Below are 17,589 nucleotides of genomic sequence, written 5' to 3'. Positions count from 1 at the left end.
GGACCCCGCATGAGACTCAAAGCCCTCGCGGCGTCGCTGGCCGTAGCGGTCGGCCTGAGCATGATCCAGCCCACACCGGCGTCCGCGGCTGAGCCAGATCCCGGCGCGGCCGCCAACAAGATCGCGTCGAACCTGAAGGATCGCTTCCGCACGCAGCCGGCTTCCGACTTCTGGATCACGTTCGACACCATGGCCGATCTCGCCCCCGCCAAGAAGATTACGAACTGGACCGCCCGCGGTCAGTTCGTCTACGACGCGCTGAAAGCGGCAGCGAAGAGCTCCGCGGCGTCCGTCTCCGCCGAGCTCGACGAGGCGGGCGTGAAGTACATGTCCTACCCGCTCGTCAACGCCGTGCTCGTCAAGGGCGGCACGCAGAAGCTCGCGCTCGACGTCGCCTCGGTCGGGCAGGTCGCCGAGATCCACGCAGCGCCGCAGGTCGCGCTGGTCGAGCCCGTGGACGAGAAGACCCCGGCCGACCAGGCCGCCCGCCCCGCCGCCCCGAAGGCCGCCGCAGAGGCAGGCACCACCACGTGGGGCCTGGACGCCATCCACGCCCCGCAGGCGTGGGCCATGGGCGCCACCGGTGCGGGCATCACCGTGTCCAACCTCGACTCGGGCGTCCAATTCGACCACCCCGCCCTGATGCACCAGTACCGCGGCACGAAGCCCGACGGCACCGTCGACCACAACTACAACTGGATGGCCACCCGGGGCACGTGCGCGGGCGCGCCGTGCGACGACAACGGACACGGCACGCACACGATGGGCACCATGGTCGGCGACGACGGCACCGAGCACGTCGGCGTCGCCCCGGACGCGCAGTGGATCGCGACGAACGGCTGTTGCGACAGCAGCGGCGTCGAGTCGCTGCTTCGGTCGGGCTGGTGGCTGCTCGCCCCGACCGACGTCCAGGGAAACAACCCTGACCCGTCCAAGCGCCCCCACGTCATCAACAACTCGTGGGGCCAAACCGTCGAGCACAACTTCGACGACTTCTTCCAGGCCATCGACGAGGCCTGGAGCGCCGCGGGCATCTTCAGCGTCTGGTCATCGGGCAACACCTCGCCGTACGCGGCCTGCGACACCGTCTCCTCGCCCGGCTCCGCCGAGAGTGCCTACTCCGTCGGCGCCTACGCGTCGGACGGCACGCTCGCGTCGTTCTCCCGCAAGGGCGAGGGTGAGGGTGGACGGATCAAGCCCGAGATCTCCGCTCCGGGCGTCGCCGTCCGTTCGTCCTACCCGAACAACAGTTACGTCGAGATGGCCGGTACGTCGATGGCGGCTCCCCACGTCGCCGGCGCCGTCGCGGCGCTGTGGAGCTACGACCCGACCCTCATCGGGCAGGTCGAGCAGACCCGCCGTCTGCTCGCCGACTCGGCCGTCGACGTCGACGACACCGAGTGCGGCGGCACCGCCGATTTCAACAACAAGTACGGCGAAGGCCGGCTCGACCTCGTCCGCCTGCTCGAGCTCGCGCCCCGGCAGGGCGGCACCCTGACCGGTGTCGTCACCGCCGACGGCGCTCCGGTCCCCGCCGCCGAGGTGACGATCAGCGGGCCGTTCAGCCGGTCGATCGGAACCGACAAGGACGGCCGGTTCACGACGAACCTCCCGGTCGGCGACTACCAGCTCAGCACCAGGGTCTTCGGCTACCTGACCGCGACCGCCAACGTCACGATCTCCCTCGGCCAGGACGCCTCCGTCAAGCTGCCGCTCACGGCCGCCGCGAGGCACGACGTCAGCGGCAGGGTCGTCGACGACAAGAAGCGGCCCGTCCCGAACGCCGACGTCTCCGTCAAGGACACGCCGCTGAAGCCGGTACGCACGGATGCCAACGGCGCGTTCACGATCAGCGCTGTCCCCGAGGGCGCGTACACGCTGACCGTCAAGGCCAACGCCTGCTTCTCGCCCACGACGGTCCCGCTGACCGTCGGCGCGCAGAATGAGTCGCGCGAGATCCCGGTCGGGCTCGTCGTCGACAAGGGCGGCTACAGCTGCGCCGTCTCCGACGGCGAGTACCTGCGCGGCACCGACTCGGTCGCGTTCACCAGCGGCGTGTGGGCGACGGTGAAGCTGCCGTTCCCGATCGCGCTCTACAACGGCAGCCACGACACCCTCGGTATCAGCCTGCGCGGCGTGATCACCCCGGACGAGGGCACCGGACCCGGCAGCGGCGGTGCGGGCGTCTTCCCGTTCTACGTCCAGACCCCCGTCGAGTTCGCCCCCGGCGGGGGCGTCTTCACGGCAGCCACCAAGGTCAACGGCGAGGACGCGTTCGTCGTCGAGTTCCGTAACGCCAAGATCTGGGCCTACCCGATCCGGTCGGAGTACACGGAGCCGGTCAACTTCTCGGCCACGCTCACCCGCTCGGGCAAGGTGATCTTCTCCTACGGCGACGGCATCGGCACCGACGACCCGGTGACCGCCGGCGCCAAAACCATCACCGGCATCCAGGGCTGGGCCGGCGTCGACGGCATCCGGTTCTCCGACAACGCCCCGGTGCTGCACGACGGGATGATCGTCACCTACGACCTTCCCGACTGGGGCTACCTCGACGCGACCGTCGTCGACAAGAACGACGGGCTGCCGGTGGCCGGGGCCAAGGTCTCGTTCACGAACAAGTTGGGGCTCGTCGAGACCGTCACGACCAACGGGACGGGCATCGTGCACCGTCAGCTTCCGGTCGGCGACTACACCATGACGGTCGACGCGCCGAACTACACGACCGCGGCATACCCCTTCTCCCTCGACAAGCTCTACGCGAACGCCAAGATCGACGCACGGCTGACCACGGGCGTCGCCGGCCTGAAGGCCGACGGCCTCGACGCGCTGTTGGGCACCGACCAGAACGGTGTGGGCTCGCTGACGCTGACCAACACCGGTTCCGCCCCGCTCACGTACGACCTGGGCGAGGCCGCGCGCCACCCCGAGCTTGACGCCACCGGCGCCACCGCTCGCACCGGGACGGGTGCGGACAGCACGATCGACCTCACCGCGTGGAAGGCCGGTGCGAGCGGCATGAAGCCGTCGAACGCCGACGGCAAGGCTGCGACGGCGACCAAGGCGGAAGCACAGGCGGCCGCCAAGGTCGGCCCCACCTCCGGCGGCGACGTCATCACCCGGATCCCCATCCCGGGCACGATCCAGGAGAAGGAGCCCACCGGCATCGGGTACGACGGCGACGTCTGGGTCCACGACTACAACGCGCGGACCAACACCGCCTACACGGTGACGGGCAAGCCGACCGGGAAGGTCTTCGACGCGTCGTGGAACCCCGCGTACCGGGCGTTCGACATGGCGCTCGACACCAAGACCGGTGACATGTGCCAGATGGAGGACAGCCCGGCCAGCTACATCCACTGCTTCAACCGGGAGACCGGGAAGGAGACCCGGCAGATCAAGGGTGACTGGTCCACGCTGCAGCTGACCGGCCTCGCCTACAACCCGACGGAGGACGTGTTCTACGTCGGCGGCCGGGCGAACGGCATGATCGGCACCGTCGCCGGCACGTCGCACGACAACGCCGGTGCGCTGCTGTCGTTCTGCGCGCCGCCGCTGCCCGAGGTGATGGGCCTGGCCTACAACCAGGCGTCCAACACCATCTGGTACACCGACCTCACCTCGAACCGGCCCACCCGCCTGCTGCAGGTCGACCCCGACGACTGCTCGCTGGTGAACGCGTGGTGGTTCCCGGGCCAGAAGGCGACCCAGGGCGGCGGCCTCGAAACCGACTCGACCGGAGCGCTGTGGGCGGCGGACCAGGTCGCCGACGACGTCGTGCTGGTCGACGTCGAGGACGACCTGCTCACCGACCTGCCGTGGCTGTCGCTGTCCTCGACCGGCGGAACCCTCGCCCCGGGCGAGTCGACGACCGTCAAGGTCTCCATCTCCTCGAAGGACACCAAGCCAGGGGTAATCGGCGCGAACATCGTCGTGAGGTCCGACTCCGGACGCCAGTCCAAGACCTACGTCCCGGTGACGCTCACGACCACGAAGTACCAGGTCGGCGTCAACGCCGGCGGAACCTCGTTCACCGACGGCTCCGGCTACACCTGGTCCGCCGACCACGCCGCCGGCGACGGGAAGTGGGGCTACGAGGGGAAGACGAAGGTCGCCTCCACGACGTCCGGGATCGAACGTACGACGGACGACGCCCTGTTCCAGTCGCAGCGCACCACGCCGGACAAGCAGCTGTTCTACCGCTTCCCCGACGCACCCAAGGGCACCTACGCGATCGACCTCGGGTTCGCCGAGATCGAGAACGTGGCCAAGGGCAAACGGGTGTTCGACGTCCTCGTGGACGGAACGCTGACGGACTACGCGTACGACCCGGCCGCGGCCGTGGGGCCGAACGCCGCCGACTGGCGCACCGCCGTCGTGAAGCACGAGGGCGGTCCGCTGACCGTGGAGCTGCGGGGCTCGAAGGGCCTGAAGGCCCCGACCATCGCCGCGCTGCGTGTGACGCTCGACCCGCGCGCAGACACGGCGGAGCCGGAGCCCCAGCCCGAGCAGCCGGAGCCGGGCCCCGTGCCGGTGGCCCCCGCCGGTCGCTCGTACTCGATGAAGGTGACCGACGGGCTCTACCGCCAGGGCACGGAGGAGTCCGGGTGGCACGGCGATGACGTCTGCGGCGTGCTGTGGTTCGACTCCAGCTTCCTGTTCCCGTTCTACGACACGGCCTGGGACGGCGTGTGCGTGACGACGAACGGCCAACTGATCTTCGACCAGGCCAGCGCCGTGGGAAACAACACGGAACTGCCGTCGCCATACGCGTTCGACGCGATCTATCCGCTCTGGGACGACCTCGTCGTCGACGACGAGGCGGGCATCTACTTCGGCACCACCGAGGTGGACGGCCAAGCCGCTGAGGTCATCGAGTGGCGCAACGCCACCTTCTACAACGACCAGACGGCTCGCGTGAGCTTCTCAGTCACCCTGATCGCCGACGGCCGCATCCAGATCGGGTACGGCGACGGCGTCGGCGGCGACAACCCCCTCACCCGGGGGTCGTCGGCGACGGTCGGCGTGGAGAGCCTGACGCGCAACCCCGCGGGCCAGTACTCCTTCGACCAGCCCATCCTGAAGGCCGGCCTGGGGCTGGAGTACACCCTCCCGGCCGCAGGCACGATCGAGGGCACCGTCACCGACAAGAACGACGGCAAGCCGATCGAGGGGGCGATCGTCATGCTCAAGGGGCCGAACGGTGAGCGGGTCATCACGGCCGACGCCAAGGGCCGGTGGAAGGCCCAGGCGCTGGTCGGCGAGAACACCGTGCAGGTCGAGGCGCCGAACTACGTCACCGCCAGCCACCCCGTGACCATCGCCAAGAAGGACCAGGCCGAGGTGGTGGACACGGCGTTGACCACGGGCATCGCCACCGTCAGCGGAGGTGACTTCGACTGGCTCCTCGACAAGGGCCAGAAGGCGACGGCCGACGTGACCGTGACCAACACCGGCTCCGCCCCGCTCGAGGTGCGGCTCAGCGAGCAGAAGCGCACCAGCGACGGCGGGCACGAGGCCGCCGACCTTCCGTGGCTGACCCTCACGGGCGCGGCCGCAACCGGCACGGTCACGCTGGCGGCCGGGGAGTCCACCACGGTCACGGCGACGGCCGACAACGCCGGCGTCGAGCCCGGCGTGCTCGTCGGGGACGTGCTCGTGGCGTCCAATGCCAGCAAGGGCGAGGTCCAGCTCAAGCCGGTCCGCCTGGCGACCTCGGCCTACTGGCAGGGCGTCGACGTGGGCGGATCCGGGTACATCGGCACCGACGGCTTCGTCTGGTCGCCCGACCAGGAGCTCGGCTCGCGGCCGTGGGGCTACGTCGGCGGCAAGGCGCGTACCACCAAGGCCGACATCGCCGGCACCGAGGACGACGCGCTGTTCCGCACCCAGCGGACCGGCGAGACGTTCAGCTACGTGTTCAAGAACGCCCCGGCCGGGACGTACCGGATCGGCCTCGACTTCGCGGAGATCGAGAAGGTCAAGGCCGGCAAGCGTGCCTTCGATGTTCTGGCCGACGGCAAGGTCGTGCTCTACGACCACGACGTGCAGGCGAAGGTGGGCGCGCTGACCGCGGACATGAACACGGTCACCGTCGAGCACGCCGGTGGCGATCTGAAGATCGAGCTTCGCCGCGAGAAGGGCGAGAGCGACCCGATCCTCAACGCCCTGAAGATCCAGCAGGACCCGCGCCTGTGAGCTAGCCGAACCGGTCCGCCAGCAGTGGTCAGAGCCTCCTCGGAAAGGATCGCCGGGGAGGCTCTGACCACGACCCGGAGACGGCGCGCAACGACTAGGCCGGCTACCCGAGCGGGACCTGGACCGCCACGTCGTGCTTCGGGTAGAAGCTCTCCACCGTGTCGGCGCCGTACTTGGCTTTGAACAGCTCCACCACGTGGTTCACCCGGTCGGCCTCGATGATCGGAGTGGCACTCGAACTCAGCGCCGTCCCGTTCGCCGACACCTCGATCATCGGGGTCTGCCGGACGTTCTTGTACCACTGGCTGTCCGAGCCGGTCACCGGGACGAGGAACACGCTGTCCTCGTCCAGCACGAACCACACCGGGTGGGTGATCTGCCGGCCGGTCCTCCGGCCGGTCACGGTGATCTCGACCTCGCGCACTCCGTCCAGCGCGTCCCAGACCGCGTTCGCCACGATGCCCCCTCGCGTCTCACCGTCAGGCTAGGCACTCCCGCGCCCGACCGCGGTGTGTTCCGCGACCTTGTCACCCGATGCAGGCAGTCACCCCTGGTTCGCGGTCCACTGAGGAGACCTTGACGCTGTTAAGGTTGGCGGGCGGAACATGGGGAAGCTCGGACCTCGCCGGGGGGATGGCACAACATGGATCAGCCGGCCAGGGAACAGTTGAAGCTTCTGCGGAGACTCGAAAAAGTCATCTCGGAAACCGAATTCTCCTGGTCACTGTGCCTCGTGGGTGAGGACCAGTCCCGGAAGCTCAACGAACTGGCCGCCGAGCTGCAGCGTCCCTTCTCGTCCACCGGTGACGAGAAGAGGATCGTGTCCGGCTATTCGTACTGGGGAATCGAACCGGCGGTCAACTGGCAGCGGGCCTGCACGGACCCCAACTATCCCGTCATGAGGGACGGGATCGAGACCTTCAGCCGGCGCTGGCGGAACCTGCACTCGCGGCACAACGGCCGGCCCTACCACTACATCAGCCTCGGCCCCGGCACCGGGGAGAAGGACGCCGTGGTGCTGGCCGACCTCCAGCGGGCGAACCCGGAAATGTACTACGTGCCCGTCGACATGAGCGCGGAGATGCTGCGCCTGGGCCTGAAGCCGATAAAAGCCCTGCCCTTCTTCCGGCAGTTCCGAAATCAACTGCTTCCGGTGCAACTCGACTTCTCGGTCGAGGAGAACGTGACCGAGCTGAACGAACTGCGTGACCGGCTGATCGGCGACGAGCCGGTGCTGTTTTCCCTGCTCGGCAACACGATGGCCAACTTCGACGAGGACGTCGAGCTCGTCGAGCGGCTGAGCAAGCAACTCCTGCGCCCGCAGGACCGGCTCATGGTGGAGGTCGCCACCGCATCCCAACTCGACGAGCGGATGGCGCAGCAGGCAGCCCGGGAGTACGAGACCAGCTGGGTGTTCCGCGAGTTCGTCATCAGCGCCCTGCGCCAGAACACCGACCTCTCGGTGAACATGAACTATGTCCGCTTCGAGGGGGTGGTCGAGGAGGGGCGGTCACTGGTCATCAAGGTCATCTACTGCAACCGCTCCGCCGAGGACCTGAAGATCGTGCTGCCGAACCGCAGCGAGGTCCACTTCCCGAGCGGCGACACCATCCGCCTCCTCATCACCCGGAAATACCAGCTCAAGGCCCTCGCGGCCGCGCTGGGCAAGGCCGGCCTGTTCGTCGAGAGCGAGGCGTTCACGCAGTTCCAGGCGTACGAGAGGACCCGCCGGTTCGGCATGGACCTGATGCTCCTGTCGAGCAGCGACGCCGGCAACGGCCACGACACGGCCGCCCGGGATGTCTTCCGCCGTCCCGGCACATGACGAGTGGACCGGGGCGGCGGCCGCGCCCGGCGCCCCTGCCGTCCTGGGCGACGGCACCGCGCACCTGGATCATGGCGGTCACCGCGGGCAGCCTGGCGGTGGCCTTCGTGGTCAGCGCCGTCTGGTGGAGCCGATCGACCGGCACGTCGCGCTTCGAGCCGGCGGTGCAGGTCCTGGGTCTGCTCGGCGGCATCACCGGCATCGTCGCCGAACGATGGGCGGCAGGCCGGGAGCGGCGCGCGGAGGCCCTCCAGGCCATCGGCGAGGAGTTGCACGACAACCGGAAGATCCTCACCTCGCCGCCCTTCGCCGTGGGAACCGCACAGCCGGCACGCCGGCAGGTCTACCCCCGGATGAACCTGTCGGCGGTGAACGCCGCCCTCTCCTCGGCGGTGCTGTCCCCGCGCCGCGACGAGTCGCTGGCCGGCATGCTCCACGACTGGCGCAACGAAGCGGAGATCTTCAACCACCAGCTCTCCCTCGCCGAGATCCTGGCCTTCACCAACGGATCCGACGACGTGCTCCGTGACCTCTACCAGGGGCTGCACAGCGCCGACGGTCCACTGGAGCGGATGCAGGAACACCTCGCCGGCCTGCTGGCCAGTTCCCCGCTCGCCACGGCCACGCTCCGGGCGCGCGGCCCGGGGGAAGCCGGCAGCCCTCGATAGCCACCGTCGCGATCCGTGCGGCGTCCGAAAAGGATTGCGGGGCGGCGGTAGCATGCACCAGGGGTAGCCAAGGCTGCCGCCAACGTGACGATCGGGCGGGCACCAATGTGTCGGGCCTGGACATCAGGAGAGCCGAAGACGCGGGGGAAACCATGTTCGAGCGGCTGGGCAGATTCGTCGTGGGCAAGGCGTGGTGGGTGATCGCGGGCTGGGTGATCGCAGCCGCCGCCATCATCCTCACCACACCGTCGCTGAGCGACATCACCTCCGCCGACCAGGAGAGCTTCCTGCCCCGCTCGTATGAGTCCGTGCAGGCCACGGAGCTCGGGCAGAAGGCGTTCCCGCAGCAGGCCGCCGCCACGGCGACGATCGTCGTCAAGCGCGCCGACGGGCAGAAACTCACCCCCGCCGACGAGGCGAAGGTGGGCCAGGTCGCCCAGTCGCTCAAGGCCAGGAACATCCCGAAGACGTCCGGCTACCTGACCGGCCCGCCGGCCGTGGCGCCGGACAAGTCGGTGCAGGTGGTCAACGTCGGGCTCGAGGCCACCGCCCCCGACGACCCGGCGCTGCTCAAGGCCGTACGCGATCTGCGGGCCGCCCTCGGCCCGGAGCTGGCCGGCAGTGGGCTGACCGCCGGCGTGGCCGGCGACGTGGCCAGCTTCGTCGACAACGAGGACACCTTCAACAGTGCCTTCGCCGTGGTCGGCGTCGCGACGATCATCCTGATCATCGGACTGATCTTGATCATCTTCCGCAGCCCCATCGCGGCGCTGCTGCCCGTCGTGGTCGTCAGCCTGGTGCTGACCATCACCACCGGGCTCGTCGCGGCGGCGGGCAAGGTGTTCGACCTCAGCGTGAGCCAGGACCTGCAGACGATCCTGCTGATCGTGCTGTTCGGCATCGGCACCGACTACATCCTTTTCCTGCTCTTCCGCTACCGCGAGCGGCTGCGCGCCGGCGACGACAAGCGCACCGCGATGATCGTCTCCGTCCAGCGGGTCGGCGAGGTCATCACCTCGGCCGCCGGAGCCGTCATCGTCGCGTTCCTCGTGCTGCTCCTGGCCTCGCTCGGCTTCTTCGGCTCGCTCGGCCCGGCGCTCGCCATCGCCGTCGCCGTCATGCTGATCACCTCGCTCACCCTCATCCCCGCGGTCGTCTCGCTTCTCGGGCGGTACGTCTTCTGGCCGTCAAAGGCGTGGCAACGTACCCCCAAGGCCACCCTGTCTCGGCGCCTCGGCACCGCCGTCGGCCGCAAGCCCGCGCTCGTCGCGGCCGCCTCCGGCGCCCTGCTGGTCGCGCTCGCCGCAGGGGTGCTCGGCTACAAGGCCGACTACGACTTCAGCTCCGGCTTCCCCCAGGACACCGAGTCGGCGAAGGCCGCCGCCGACCTGCAGCGCGGGTTCGCCGCCGGCGCCCTGGCCCCGACGGAGGTCTACCTGACCACCGGCAACGGAACGCCGCTGACCGAGCAGCAGGTCACCGACTTCGCGGCGGCCGCGGCGAAGGCCCCGGGCGTGGGGCAGGTGCAGCCGCCGGAGCGCAGCAGCGACCCGAGCGTGGCGCGGGTCAACCTGCTGCTGAACGAGAACCCGGTGTCCAACGAGGCGATCACGCTCGTCCGCGACGACCTGCGGTCCGCCCTGCACGAGGCAGCCCCGTCCGGCACCAAGGCGCTGGTCGGCGGGACGACCGCGATCTTCGCGGACATCAACTCGGCCAACAACCGCGACCTGTCGGTGATCCTGCCGGTGGCGGCGGCGCTGATCGCGCTCATCCTCGCGCTGCTGCTGCGCAGCCTCGTCGCGCCGATCTACCTGGTGATCGCGGTGCTGCTCAACTTCGGGGCGACGCTGGGGGCGACGGTCTATCTCTTCCAGGGGCTCCAGGGCAAGCCCGGCGTGACCTTCCAGCTGCCGATCATCCTGTATCTGTTCGTGGTGGCGATCGGGACGGACTACAACATCCTGATGATCGCGCGGCTGCGGGAGGAGGCCCGGGAGGGGAACGAGCCGCACCAGGCTGCCGCAATCGGCGTGGAGCATGCGGGGCCGACCGTTGCCGCGGCAGGGCTGATCCTGGCCGGGACCTTTGGGGTGTTGATGTTGGCGCCGATCTCGTTCCTGCAGCAGATGGGTTTCGCGGTGGCGATCGGGATCGTGCTGTCGGCGTTCGTGATGTCGATGTTCTTCGTGCCGGCGTTGACGGCGCTGATCGGGCACAAGGCCTGGTGGCCGGGGCATGGAGATGAGCGGCCGGCCAGGGGACGACACACGCCGCCGGAGCCGGCGAGCGTGGCGGGGGTGTAGGGGGCGGCGCACCGAGCCGCCCAACCCCATCGATCTTCCCTGATGGCGACACGCGCGTCACACTCTGCGCAGCTGCGGCGCCGGGGCGACGGCAGCCGGGGGTGACCTACCGTTACCTCTCAGTGTGCTTTAGCGAGCACATGGTTGGTAGTCCCGCCTTGCGGTGGGACGGTCCCGGTCTGACCGGCGGGTGCCGTGCCGGGTTCACGTTTCACGGCCGCCTGCCCGCGTTGGCGGGTCTTCTGGTCGGCTCCACGTGCTGCCACCGGGCCACTCCCGGCGGTGTCGTACTGGGCCGCCAGGGCGGCGAGGTTTAGTGAGGCGTTGCGGTCGCGGTCCATGACCAGGCCGCACGCCTGGCAGTGGTAGGTGCGCTCGGACAGGGCCAGCTTGGCTTTCACGGTGCCGCAGCCCGAGCAGGTTTTCGTGGACGGGTACCACCGGTCGGCCACCATCAGCCGGCCGCCGTTCCACTGGGTTTTATAGGCGAGTTGCCGGCGGAGTTCGGCGAGTCCGGCGTCGGCGATGTGCCTGGCGAGTCGCCGGTTGGCGAGCATGCCAGTGACGTTGAGGTCTTCGACCACGATCGTGGCGTGTTCGTGGGCCAGCCGGGTGGTGAGCTTGTGCAGCCCGTCGCGGCGCAGGTTGGCGACCCGGGCGTGGGCGAGGCCGAGCCTGTTCGCGGCGCGCTGCCACCGGTTGGAGGGGCGGCGGCCGGTTGCGCGGTCCGGGCCGGTCTTGCACGACAGCGCCCGGCCGAGGTGCCGCAGGCGCTGCTGGGCAGCGCTCAGGTGGCGCGGGTTGGGCTCCGTTTCGCCGGTGGACAGCACGGCAAGGTTCGTGATGCCGACGTCGACCCCGATCGTCGAGTCGGGCCGCGTGGGTCGGCGCTCGGCTCGCTCGACTGCGACGGTGAACGCGACGTGCCACCGGCTGCCGTCGCGCCGGACGGTCGCGGACATGATCCGGGCGGTGCCGTTGTCGAGGCGGCGGGCCAGCTTGCGGGCCGACTCGTGCAGCCTCAACCGTCCCAGCCGCGGCAGCACCACATGCGTGCGGTCCGGCTCGACGCGGATCGGTCCGGTGGTGAACCGCACGCTAGGCGTAGTGCGGCGGCGGGACTTGAACCGAGGGAATCCGACCGGCCGGCCGGCCCGCATGCCCGTCCGGGAATCGGACCAGTTCTTCAACGCGCGAGCCAGCGCGTCGAGGCCGGTGTTGAACGCCTCCTTCGAGCACTCGGCCCACCACGGCGCAACGTCTTGCTTGGCGGCGTTCCACGCCTTGCGCAGCGCGGGTAGCGACCACGAGATAGCCGGAGTGAGCTGGCCATCGGGAATACCGTAAGTGCGTTCAGCCGCCCGCTGGTCCATGACGGCTTTGACCCGGGCGAGCGCCCAGTTGTGCGCGACCCGTGCGGCGCCGGCGTGCGCGAGCACGCCTCGTTCCTGACCGGGGGTCAGGTCGAGGGCAAACCGGTACGCCTGGACCGTCCTCACGCCGGATCCTCGGTGGCAACCTCGATGGCGCGGCGGGCGCGGTTCGCGGCGTCGTCTACCTCCCGGGGATCGACCACGAGCAGGCGGCGGCCATGCGCGGCGAGAGCGGCTTCGACGTACTCGGCGCCGAACAGGGCGAACCGGTCTCGGTGCTCGACCACGATCGTGGCCACCGCCGGGTCGCGCAGCAGCGCGAGGAACTTCTTGCGATGCCCATTGAGCGCCGAACCGACCTCGGTCACCACCCGATCGACGGCGAGGTGCCGCCCGGTCGCCCACATCGTGACCCGAGCGACCTGCCGGTCTAGGTCCGCCTTCTGCTCGCCCGACGAAACCCGGGCGTACACAACGACCTGCCCGGCCTCCAAGGCCGCGCCCTTCACCGGTTCACCCACCATGATGAGCCGGCCGAGCCGATACGTCGGAACGGGCAGCTTCCCGGCCGTGTACTGCCGACGCGCCGTCACATACGAGACACCAGTCGCCGCCGCCCACTCCTTCAAATTCACAGCAGCAACTATAGAGCGCTACATATTGCTAACGACCACCGGCACCCCAGCAGTTCATAACCCTGACGCCTCGACCGCGCGGCCCTCTGCATTGTCTCGCCGGATGGGCGCTCATGAGGAGTACAAGAAGATCCAACGGGCCGCGCCGTTTCCTGGCCCTGCTCGCCCTACCGCTGGCGCTCGCCGTCAGCGCACCCGGCCTCGCCAGCCCGACGACGGACCGCACCGTGGCCCGCGACCGGTCGTCGACCGGCGAACAGAAGGGCGTCGGCCTGATGCGCATCGTCGTCGCAGACAAGTCGGGCATCGACCGCCTCAACAACCTCGGCGTCGACCTCGCCGAATACGTCAAGCCCGTCGACAACGGCATCGAGGTGCACGCCATCCTCAGCCCCGAGGAGAGCCAGGCGCTGCGCGACAAGGGCTTCGACGTCCAGGACGCCATCTCCGACCAGAGCGACTACGCGCAGAACATGGCCGAGCGGTCCGCCGCGATCCGCGCCGCGACTGCGGCGACCGCTGCCACCGACACCCTGACCGTGCTGCGGGCCGAATGGTTCTCCAGCCTCGACAACCAGCTCTTCCTCAACATCGAGGTGAAGTCGAGCGCCGGCACCGACTCGACGACGGTGCTCACGGCGAGCTGGGACGGGGGACCCGGCACGGAGATCGGCTCCGGCGGCACCGCCACCATGTCCCGGTTCACCGACGCCGGCCAGTACATGTACCACCGGTTCAGCAACCCGGTCCCCATCACCGCCGCACCGGTGAAGGCCACCATCACCAGCAACAAGGGCGGCTCGGCCACCGTCGACGTCGCCAAGTGGCTGGGCAGCCCGCGCAAGAACCCGGGCAAGCACCCGTACGTGTCGGACTTCGTCGACCACTACATGGACCCGACCGAGGTCACCGCGCGGTTCACCGGCCTGGCTGCGGAGTTCCCGAGGCTGACCGAGCTGATCGACCTCCCGCACAAGACGAAGGGCTACCGTCGCCAGGCACAGGCACAGTTCGGCACCGCCGCGGCCAGCACCGTCTACGTCTCCTCGACGGCGTACGGCTCCGAGGGCGGCAACGACATCACCGTGTCGCTCGTCAACCCGGGCACGGCGAACGCCCCGCTGACGGTCAGCGTGTCGGGCAAGGCCGTCACGGTGAGCCTGGCCACCGACGGCTCCGGCGCGATCACCAGCACGGCGGCGCAGGTCGTCGCCGCAGTCAACGGCAACGCCGACGCGGCCAAGCTGCTCACCGCCAGCACGTACCGGGGCAACGCCGGCTCGGGCGTCGTGGCCGCGGCTCCGGTGACCCCGCTGACCGACAACCTGAAGGGGCCGGCGAGCGTGTCCCGCGAGCCGTTCCAGATGAAGGTCCTGCGGATCGGCAAGCACCGCGACGGCTCGAAGGTCGGCGTCTTCCTCTACTGCCAGGAGCACGCCCGGGAATGGGTGACCCCGCTGGTCTGCGTGGAGTCGGCCGAGCGGCTGCTGCGCAACTACGCGAAGGACCCGAACACCCGCAAGATCGTCGACGGCCTGGACATCTTCATCCTGCCGGTCGTCAACCCCGACGGCGCGCACTACAGCATGTACGACTACAACATGCAGCGGCGGAACATGACCAACTACTGCCCGGCGTCCAACGCGGACCCGGGCCGCCGCAACGCTTGGGGCGTCGACATCAACCGGAACTTCTCGGTCGGTTCCGTGTTCGACGGCTACGTCGGCGCGTCGGCCACCAGCTGCACCAGCGACACGTTCGCCGGGCCGAACGAGCTGTCCGAGCCGGAGGCGCGCAACGAGGTCTGGCTGGTCGACCACTTCCCGAACATCAAGCTCTCGATGAACACCCACTCCTACGGCGGGTACTTCATGTGGCCGCCGGGGGCGTACAAGGCGGAGGGGCGTGAGGTGCTGCCTCGGGTGGACCAGGGCACCGAGGCGTACTTCTGGACCTCCTCGGACTACATCTTGTCCCGCGTGCAGGAATATCGCGGCACCGCCATCTGGCCGGGCCGCACCGGACCCGTGACGGACGTGCTGTACTCGGCGGCCGGCAACAGCGCCGACGAGCACTGGTACAACCGGGGCATCATCGGCTGGGACTTCGAGGTCGGCGCCGACATCTACAACCCGGCGACCGGGCGGTTCAGCGCGGTCGGGTTCCAGCCGCCGTTCGCCGAGGGGCACGAGGAGGCGATGGAGTTCGCCAACGGCAACATCGCGATCCTTGAGGTGGCCCGGGCGTACGCGACGGACAAGAGCCAGCCTCGGACGTCGCTGAAGGTCGTCAAGCGGGAGGCGGGGGCTACGGCGTTCACGTTCAGCACCAGTGAGCCGGCGAACGTGTACTACACGCTTGATGGGAGCCGGCCGACGTACAGCTCGCCGAAGCTGGCGCTGGCTGGGATGCGTGAGGGAGTGCAGAGCATCACGGTGAACCGGGACACGACGGTGAACTGGTTCTCGATCGACATCGCCGGCAACGTGGAGGGCAACTACAAGCCGGAGGGTGGGGGGAAGAACTACAACAAGCAGAGGGTGGCCGTTCAATAGGCCAGTTTGCTGCTTGAACGCTGTTGGCCGTCGACTACGCGTCGGCGGCCACCAGCCCCGGATCGCGAAAGGCGGAGTGGATCAGAACCTGGATCCAGGCGGCGTGACTCGCTGGTCCGGAGCCTTTGGTGCTTCACGCTTGTGTGGTTCGTAGCGAGACGCCTTCGGTGGCTGCAAGTCGCTGCAAGAAGTCCAGTTCTGATACGACCTCGATCGAGTGACCGGCCTCAAGCAGCGCGGCGGCCTTCTGGTGTTTGCTGCTGGTCTTGGCCCCGGGCCTGAACCGCCTGAGATCTTGTTCGCCGATAACCAGCACGTCCGTTTTCTTGGACACGCCTGCCACGGGCTGGCCACCTACTTCGGCCACGAGGTGGCGTGCTTCATCACGGTTCATGGCGAGCAGCGTTCCGGTGAAGCAGACGGAGAGGCCGTAGAAGGGGCCGTCGGGGTCTGCATCTGGGTTCGCGCCCGGAAGAGAAGATCGAGCCCCCGAGGGCGACGGGGCGTGGTAGCGACACCCGTTCCACTCGCCGCCGGAGAGTGCGCCGAACCTGATCCGCGTGGCGCTTAGGAGCTCGGGTAGCTCCTCAACGCCGTGAATCCGCTGTGCCGCAAGGGCGATCGCTGCAGCCGCGTGAGCATCAGCTGCGGGGTCGTGGTGGTCAAGAAGCTGATGACCCGCCGCGTCGGCTACCCAGGGGAGCGAGTACGAGATGAGCTGCCAGGTGCGACGTGCGATCACGAGGGTGCAGGCGTAGGTCAGATCCGGCCACGGCAGGTCCATCAGATCGCAGGCGCTCCTGATGACGCCGAGATCGAAGGCGGCATTGTGGGCCACCACCGGCCGGCCGTCGACGAACTCGACGATTTGCTTGAGCGCTTGTGGCCAACTGGGTGCGTTCTCCACGTGTCGAGCAGTGATTCCGTGCAGTGCTACGCAGAAGGGGGAGAAGTAGTCGGCTGCGGGGGGAGGCTGGATGTAGGTGTTGCAGCGCTCGACAACCTTGCCGTCCTGCACGGCGACCATGGCAACGGCGCATGGGCTACCTCGGTACTCGTTAGCCGTCTCAAAATCGATCGCGACCCATGAACCCATGATCAATTACCTTAGTGTCGCCTTGCGGGCCCCTGGTCCACCTTTCGGTCAAACCTCGCCTGCGTTTGCCTGTCGGCTGTTCGGTCGGTTGTCTGAGGCAACGGCCGGCTGGGCAGGCATCCCGATTGAGGTGGCCACCCAGCTGAGTCCAGGTTGTCGGCAGGTACCGCTAGGGTGGTCATCCCATCGTCAAACGATCAAGGATCAGGTATGACCTCAGCTGTCGAGGCACACGAGGACGAGCTGTCTGCACAGATGGACTACGTGCCGGGTGCACGCGGTCATGCCGTCCTTGCCGTCGGACGTGACGAATCCGGCTCCGATGCGCTGGCTATTTGGCGGCTAGGCGTAACGGGCCAAGCGGTAGGGGCATGGGTTCTTGGCCTGGATCTGCTCGACGAGCGCAACTCTTATTTCCAGAGGTTGATGGAGCTGCTGCGGGACCGGTGTTTGGTCGTCTGGAGCAGTGACACGTCGGCCGGGGTCCTCGACAAGCTTGCTGGACACATGCCGGCTCGGCTCTCCGCCGCGATGCGAAGGAATGTCCTTGTGCTGGCTGACCTTCTTGAAGAGGTCGCGGAACATCGGGCGCTGATCGCCGCGGCTGCAGAGGAATACCGTCAGACGGCGAAGTCAAAGGTTGCTCCCCTGGTGTGGCCGACCGAAATCCCCGATTACTCGGAGCTGATGTCGCGAGCGGTTGGGGTGCAGAGGTCGGCGGCTTCGCCGGTGGCGGCGAGTGCTTTGGCCCTGACCACAGGGCTAGCACAGATAGTTCAGCTGTGGCATGACACGGAGCAGGTGCGGTATCGCAGGCCCCATCTTCGGTCTTTTGGGGACCCGCGGCCGCTACCCCCGCGGTGGCTAGCAAGGCTGCGCGCGGCGGTTGAGGGCGCGGAGCAACGCAAGGCTGCCTGATCCAGGGAGCCAAGG

10 protein-coding genes are annotated in these 17,589 nt (G+C 68.6%); 6 read left to right on the top strand and 4 right to left on the bottom strand.

From position 1 onward, the window contains the following. The first annotated feature begins 9 nt into the window (after positions 1-9). Positions 10-6,198, top strand: coding sequence for a S8 family serine peptidase (locus tag ACFYPD_RS21385; RefSeq protein ID WP_387116119.1), 6,189 nt, complete (start codon positions 10-12; stop codon positions 6,196-6,198). Positions 6,199-6,301: 103 nt separating this feature from the next. Here the strand turns inward: ACFYPD_RS21385 and ACFYPD_RS21380 are convergent, their stop codons facing one another. Further along, positions 6,302-6,655 (bottom strand): nitroreductase/quinone reductase family protein, encoded by a 354-nt coding sequence (locus ACFYPD_RS21380; protein WP_387116116.1) that lies wholly within the window; start codon positions 6,653-6,655, stop codon positions 6,302-6,304. Positions 6,656-6,931: 276 nt separating this feature from the next. Here ACFYPD_RS21380 and ACFYPD_RS21375 point away from each other — a divergent pair, with 276 nt between their 5' ends. The 3 genes from ACFYPD_RS21375 to ACFYPD_RS21365 all read left to right on the top strand — a co-directional run bounded on the left by ACFYPD_RS21375 (position 6,932) and on the right by ACFYPD_RS21365 (position 10,997). Further along, complete coding sequence (locus tag ACFYPD_RS21375) at positions 6,932-8,023, top strand: L-histidine N(alpha)-methyltransferase (protein ID WP_387116113.1); 1,092 nt, start codon at positions 6,932-6,934, stop codon at positions 8,021-8,023. After that, entirely contained in the window at positions 8,020-8,691 is a 672-nt protein-coding gene (locus tag ACFYPD_RS21370; RefSeq protein ID WP_387116111.1) for a hypothetical protein, read from the top strand. Before ACFYPD_RS21375 ends, ACFYPD_RS21370 begins: the two co-directional genes overlap by 4 nt. A gap of 152 nt (positions 8,692-8,843) precedes the next feature. Then, positions 8,844-10,997, top strand: a complete 2,154-nt coding sequence (locus ACFYPD_RS21365) for an MMPL family transporter (protein ID WP_387116108.1) — start codon at positions 8,844-8,846, stop codon at positions 10,995-10,997. A 119-nt stretch (positions 10,998-11,116) separates the two neighbouring features. Here the strand turns inward: ACFYPD_RS21365 and tnpB are convergent, their stop codons facing one another. Beyond that, positions 11,117-12,496 (bottom strand): IS607 family element RNA-guided endonuclease TnpB, encoded by a 1,380-nt coding sequence (gene tnpB / locus ACFYPD_RS21360; RefSeq protein ID WP_387116105.1) that lies wholly within the window; start codon positions 12,494-12,496, stop codon positions 11,117-11,119. Then, positions 12,493-13,005 (bottom strand): IS607 family transposase, encoded by a 513-nt coding sequence (locus ACFYPD_RS21355; protein ID WP_387116102.1) that lies wholly within the window; start codon positions 13,003-13,005, stop codon positions 12,493-12,495. Before ACFYPD_RS21355 ends, tnpB begins: the two co-directional genes overlap by 4 nt. A gap of 113 nt (positions 13,006-13,118) precedes the next feature. On the opposite strand from ACFYPD_RS21355, the gene ACFYPD_RS21350 reads away from it, so the two are divergent. Then, the gene (locus ACFYPD_RS21350; RefSeq protein ID WP_387116099.1) at positions 13,119-15,560 is read left to right on the top strand and encodes a M14 family zinc carboxypeptidase; all 2,442 of its coding nucleotides are present in this window, start codon (positions 13,119-13,121) and stop codon (positions 15,558-15,560) included. A gap of 133 nt (positions 15,561-15,693) precedes the next feature. On the opposite strand, the gene ACFYPD_RS21345 is transcribed toward ACFYPD_RS21350, so the two are convergent. Next, positions 15,694-16,656, bottom strand: a complete 963-nt coding sequence (locus ACFYPD_RS21345; protein WP_387116096.1) for an exonuclease domain-containing protein — start codon at positions 16,654-16,656, stop codon at positions 15,694-15,696. A gap of 210 nt (positions 16,657-16,866) precedes the next feature. Between ACFYPD_RS21345 and ACFYPD_RS21340 the strand changes: the two genes are divergently transcribed. Then, positions 16,867-17,574 carry a DUF6218 family protein gene (locus ACFYPD_RS21340; RefSeq protein ID WP_387116093.1) on the top strand — a complete coding sequence of 236 codons (708 nt, stop codon included), beginning with the start codon at positions 16,867-16,869 and terminating at the stop codon, positions 17,572-17,574. Positions 17,575-17,589: the final 15 nt, after the last annotated feature.

The organism is Micromonospora sp. NPDC005299 (assembly GCF_042872345.1).
In the GTDB taxonomy this organism is placed as follows: Bacteria; Actinomycetota; Actinomycetes; order Mycobacteriales; family Micromonosporaceae; genus Micromonospora.
The sequence above is the reverse complement of the archived record's forward strand: the minus strand, read 5'-3'. Positions and strand labels throughout refer to the sequence as shown.

Bases quoted from the DNA above. Each gene is read 5' to 3' on its own strand.
- ACFYPD_RS21345 (WP_387116096.1), bottom strand. From the start codon at position 16,656: ATGGGTTCATGGGTCGCGATCGATTTTGAGACGGCTAACGAGTACCGA.
- ACFYPD_RS21370 (WP_387116111.1), top strand. From the start codon at position 8,020: ATGACGAGTGGACCGGGGCGGCGGCCGCGCCCGGCGCCCCTGCCGTCC.
- ACFYPD_RS21350 (WP_387116099.1), top strand. From the start codon at position 13,119: ATGAGGAGTACAAGAAGATCCAACGGGCCGCGCCGTTTCCTGGCCCTG.
- ACFYPD_RS21340 (WP_387116093.1), top strand. From the start codon at position 16,867: ATGACCTCAGCTGTCGAGGCACACGAGGACGAGCTGTCTGCACAGATG.
- ACFYPD_RS21365 (WP_387116108.1), top strand. From the start codon at position 8,844: ATGTTCGAGCGGCTGGGCAGATTCGTCGTGGGCAAGGCGTGGTGGGTG.
- ACFYPD_RS21385 (WP_387116119.1), top strand. From the start codon at position 10: ATGAGACTCAAAGCCCTCGCGGCGTCGCTGGCCGTAGCGGTCGGCCTG.